General features: G+C 38.8%; 4 protein-coding genes and 3 pseudogenes. 1 reads left to right on the top strand and 6 read right to left on the bottom strand.

Features of this window, described 5'->3' with window-relative positions; genetic code table 11:
• Positions 1-84: 84 nt before the first annotated feature.
• From DSBG_RS23890 to DSBG_RS21315, 3 genes and pseudogenes are all read right to left on the bottom strand, one after another.
• Positions 85-219 (bottom strand): annotated as a pseudogene (locus DSBG_RS23890) (APC family permease); the annotation flags it as partial.
• Positions 210-367 (bottom strand): annotated as a pseudogene (locus DSBG_RS21320) (DNA alkylation repair protein); the annotation flags it as partial. The pseudogenes DSBG_RS23890 and DSBG_RS21320, both read right to left, overlap by 10 nt.
• Before the next feature lie 199 nt (positions 368-566).
• Positions 567-1772, bottom strand: coding sequence for a DUF3784 domain-containing protein (locus DSBG_RS21315; protein WP_068966998.1), 1206 nt, complete (start codon positions 1770-1772; stop codon positions 567-569).
• A gap of 400 nt (positions 1773-2172) precedes the next feature.
• Between DSBG_RS21315 and DSBG_RS21305 the strand changes: the two genes are divergently transcribed.
• Complete coding sequence (locus DSBG_RS21305; protein WP_068966994.1) at positions 2173-2709, top strand: DUF4256 domain-containing protein; 537 nt, start codon at positions 2173-2175, stop codon at positions 2707-2709.
• A 164-nt stretch (positions 2710-2873) separates the two neighbouring features.
• On the opposite strand, the gene DSBG_RS23885 is transcribed toward DSBG_RS21305, so the two are convergent.
• From DSBG_RS23885 to DSBG_RS21300, 3 genes and pseudogenes are all read right to left on the bottom strand, one after another.
• Complete coding sequence (locus DSBG_RS23885; RefSeq protein ID WP_242877798.1) at positions 2874-2957, bottom strand: topoisomerase DNA-binding C4 zinc finger domain-containing protein; 84 nt, start codon at positions 2955-2957, stop codon at positions 2874-2876.
• Positions 2958-3372: 415 nt separating this feature from the next.
• Positions 3373-3522 carry a Fic family protein gene (locus DSBG_RS24255; RefSeq protein ID WP_348980993.1) on the bottom strand — a complete coding sequence of 50 codons (150 nt, stop codon included), beginning with the start codon at positions 3520-3522 and terminating at the stop codon, positions 3373-3375.
• Positions 3523-3665: 143 nt separating this feature from the next.
• Positions 3666-4026: pseudogene (locus DSBG_RS21300) on the bottom strand (DUF4367 domain-containing protein); the annotation flags it as partial.

The raw sequence follows: 4026 nt of genomic DNA, 5'->3' as shown, positions 1-4026 counted from the left end.
GTACCGTGTTAAATCGTGTCTTATCTAATCTTATCATCAAAGACCTACCTCTGAAAAGGTAAATTTTTCAGAGGTAGGTCTTTGCAGCAGACCTAGAATCGAGGAATTTGTCGGCATATTGGTGTTAATATCAATGCCTTTAAATACTTTGGGATTAGGACCCATATCTCGATCTGCCAACGAGTAGAAACCGCGGGTGCAGCCCATCATCAAACCAGAGTCCGCAGGTACGCCTTTGCTTCATCGCCGATCCGGTAGCTCTCAACCGCTTTCTGGATAGCTTTGTTGTGCGTCCATTTCGCCAAACGCTGTTCCCAAAATAAGGCAAAGCCGCTTCGTACTGCTTGGCCAAGGCTGTTGCGAAATACCCGCAAAAGACTGACAATCTGGATGACTTCCTCTTTCACAATGCCCAAATGATCAGAGATATAATTAATCCTTGCTTCCGCGACTTCATCACCGGAGCGAAAAACGCCCCACCCTATACGAAAGTTACGCCCGGTGTCAGCATTTGCTGGAATGGAAGTGTTGGAAACAATTGGAGGGCTATTTAGAGATGGAAAGGTTTAATTAAGTCGGATACTATTAACATTTACATTCCCATCCTTTATTTCCAATTGCCCTTTAAAGTGTGGAACATCTTTTAGCATTTCGGATGTTGAGTAAAACTCGAAGTTATAAATTCCATCGTTAACTTTCTTCGTAAGATTTTCATACCAGATATCATAGCCTTGCCCAATATAATTTATATCACCATTAGCTATTAATATTTGGTGTGTTTCCCAAGCAAATTTGGCAACATTTGGATTATCTTTATAATTATCATATACTATATTTCCATTCTTTGACAAGATAAAGTCAAATGTATGCGTATTGGAAAATATTAGTTCAATATCTTTAGATGTGTTATTTATTATCAGGAATTTCATCATGGATTTGCTATAAGTTAGGTTTAATGAGTATTCCAAATTTCTTTTTACCGGTTTGCTCACCGTCCCAACACTTGTGCTACTTGATTTTTCAACAGGTACAATTGACTTCTTAATATCTGAATTCAACTCATCAAATAGTGCTTCCGTTTTAGATTTGGATTGATCATTTAGAATAATTAATTCAGATGTAGTCTTTATATAAATAAATGGTGGTTTAGAAGTGTCAATATATAAAGTCACATTACCAATATCTGAAGAGAACTTTCCTTTCTGAATAGAACCTAACCCAAGACCATTAATCTTTGATTGAATCACCGGAAGGTTATTCTTTAATTGTACACTTTTAATTTCCGATAAATATACACTCTTACCATATTGTGTAGAAATAACTAAGGTACCATTGCTAATAGCATAAACAGGAGGCTTGCTACTAAAATACATTGAAATTCCAACTAGCAAAGCTATAATAATTGCAAGTCCAATACCAATCATAGTTTTATTATTGAGCTTTCGTTTATCGATTATTAAATCGGTTACTTCTCTATCAGAATCAAGTTTCAGGCAATATTTATTTGTGTAAATAATTGTTATGATGACGGAGACAAAAATAGCAATTAAAAAGATGATGGCATTAATTAGTGATAAACCTAAGGCTAACATTGCAATCGAGATTATTATTGACATCATGCCTGTTGCTCGGGTTAACTTTTTCCTGTCATATTTATTTTGCTCTTCTTTACTCATTGTATTATACCCAGCAATTAGCCAACTTCCTCTGCCTGATAGTAGCATTATTGATAATACGAACATTAACCCTGCCAAAATATACATGACAATCATCTATTTTCCTCCTCGTATACATTAACCTAGTAATTTAATTTCTAATTATAGTAATTTGTTATCTCTTGCAAGTTAAGTCAACACTACTCGCAAGGAGATGATTATCTTTAGCATGGTCATCGTTTGGAGTGATCATGCAATTGGATATTCAAACGGTTTATATTTAAAGAATGTATTTCCGCAACAACTTCGGATTGGATATCACGGAGTTGAACTAAACAGCTATGAGGTAGCTATAATTCAGTTAAAACCGGATACTTATCTACTTTACAGGAACAATAACCAAAAAGTGTAAAGGATGTAAGTATGTCACTCGAAGCAAAATGAAAATAGACTTAGAACATATAATACAAGGGGTTTAGTCAAAGCACTTAGAGAACATATAAGGGGGAAACTAACCATGTCAAACGTGGCACTACTTGGAGCATTGCAAGCCCGTTTTGAGAAAAACATGAACCGCCATAAAGGTATTGAATGGACTAAATTACAAGCAAAGCTGGAGGCCAATACTGAAAAACTGTGGTCACTCAATGAAATGGAAAGAACCGGCGGTGAACCGGATGTTGTTGGTTATGATGAAACGTCGGACGAATACATTTTTTATGATTGTTCAACAGAGAGTCCTAAAGGCCGCAGAAGTGTTTGTTACGACCGTGAAGCGCTGGAATCAAGGAAAGAGCATAAGCCAGAAAATAACGCTATGGATATGGCTACTGCCATGGGCATTGAGCTTTTAACGGAAGAACAATACCGGGAGCTGCAGAAACATGGGAATTTTGATACGAAATCATCGAGCTGGGTGAAAACACCTGCTAATATTAGAAAACTAGGAGGGGCCATCTTCTGTGATCGTCGTTACGACACTGTCTTTGTGTACCACAATGGAGCAGAATGCTACTATGCTGGCAGGGGTTTCCGTGGCTCGCTAATGGTTTGAATTCACTTTGAATTTTAGCATTTATTTCAGACATCGCAATGTATCAACTATTCGGTTGCTGGATTGGTTGTGGAGGATTGAATTATCTACCAGAACACAGTTTGCATAAATAGACATTATCAATACTTATACTCTATCGACTCCACTTTTACCGAAATCCGAATTCATTGCCTAGTTGGTAATTGTAACCTACACTTCGGATAATTTTTACACCCTTTAAAATCTCCATATTTGCCCTTTCTCGTGATTAACTCCCCACCACATTTGGGACAACTATTAACGCCATTTGGTTCGCTACTTCAGCTTTCTTTTTATGTATTCCTTCGACATGCTGAGTTCTGACTTTTTTATAACGTGAGTCACCCGTGAGCGGAAAATCTGGCATCCTATTTCTAATAGCCGTATAACTGCAAACACTTTCTATAGCCTAAATTCTTCATTATTCTGTAAAACCCTGCCAACAACTGTTCCTTTTTACAATATTCTTGTAATCATACACTATTGACACGGACCTTCTACTTTTAGTCTATTTTGCATAGCTTACTCTGCGTAAAGCATAACACTCAGCTCAGACAATTCTACGTGAAAAAGGAGCGAAGCCTAAGATTTTGATATGCTCCCTTTCATCCCTGCATAGACCGTTTCACATCACACACATCCATATTAGTCACTATTTCGTGTTACAGCCCGATACTGCTGCTTGCTACTGTTTGGCTTGTCAGGAACAGTCATCTCAATCAAGCCAAGTTCCCACGCGGGACGCTGCCCCAGCGGCGAAATGGCCGCGATACGGGATATCAGGGTGATTGACATGACCACCAACGATCTCTACGATCCACCAGTGACGTAGGCAATTTACCCACAGAAAAGGAGGCTCCTTTTGAACTGCACTCAGTTCTTTAGGCGCCTCCTTCTTTTGTCTTCATTCCTGAACACCGGAAAAGCTATAGTTTCCCTTATTCTGCCTGCGTCAATTTTCCAGGAATTTTGAGCAATTCATCCTTTTCAACCTGCCCGCCGCAGGAATAATAGTAACCATTATCCTGCCAATCGAGCATGTATTTGACACCCGCCAATTCGATCTTGATGAGTCCTCCTGTTGTTTTCTTGCCTTCAAACTCAAGTTCTACGGGTTCCGTGCTTGAATTTGACGGCAGATTGGTATGCGGCACCGGCCCTTGTGTGACAATCAACAACGGGTTTTGCTCACCGAGGACGGAATACATACTGAACAGAGCACCTTTACCCTCTCTTACTTCAATCCATTGGTGTTTGATCTTATAATTCTGACCAGCCAAAATATAGGGTGCTTGACCG

It is taken from the genome of Desulfosporosinus cupriresistens (assembly GCF_001707885.1).
In the GTDB taxonomy this organism is placed as follows: Bacteria; Bacillota; Desulfitobacteriia; order Desulfitobacteriales; family Desulfitobacteriaceae; genus Desulfosporosinus.
The sequence above is the reverse complement of the archived record's forward strand: the minus strand, read 5'-3'. Positions and strand labels throughout refer to the sequence as shown.

Bases quoted from the DNA above. Each gene is read 5' to 3' on its own strand.
- DSBG_RS21315 (WP_068966998.1), bottom strand. From the start codon at position 1,772: ATGATTGTCATGTATATTTTGGCAGGGTTAATGTTCGTATTATCAATA.
- DSBG_RS21305 (WP_068966994.1), top strand. From the start codon at position 2,173: ATGTCAAACGTGGCACTACTTGGAGCATTGCAAGCCCGTTTTGAGAAA.
- DSBG_RS24255 (WP_348980993.1), bottom strand. From the start codon at position 3,522: ATGTCAATCACCCTGATATCCCGTATCGCGGCCATTTCGCCGCTGGGG.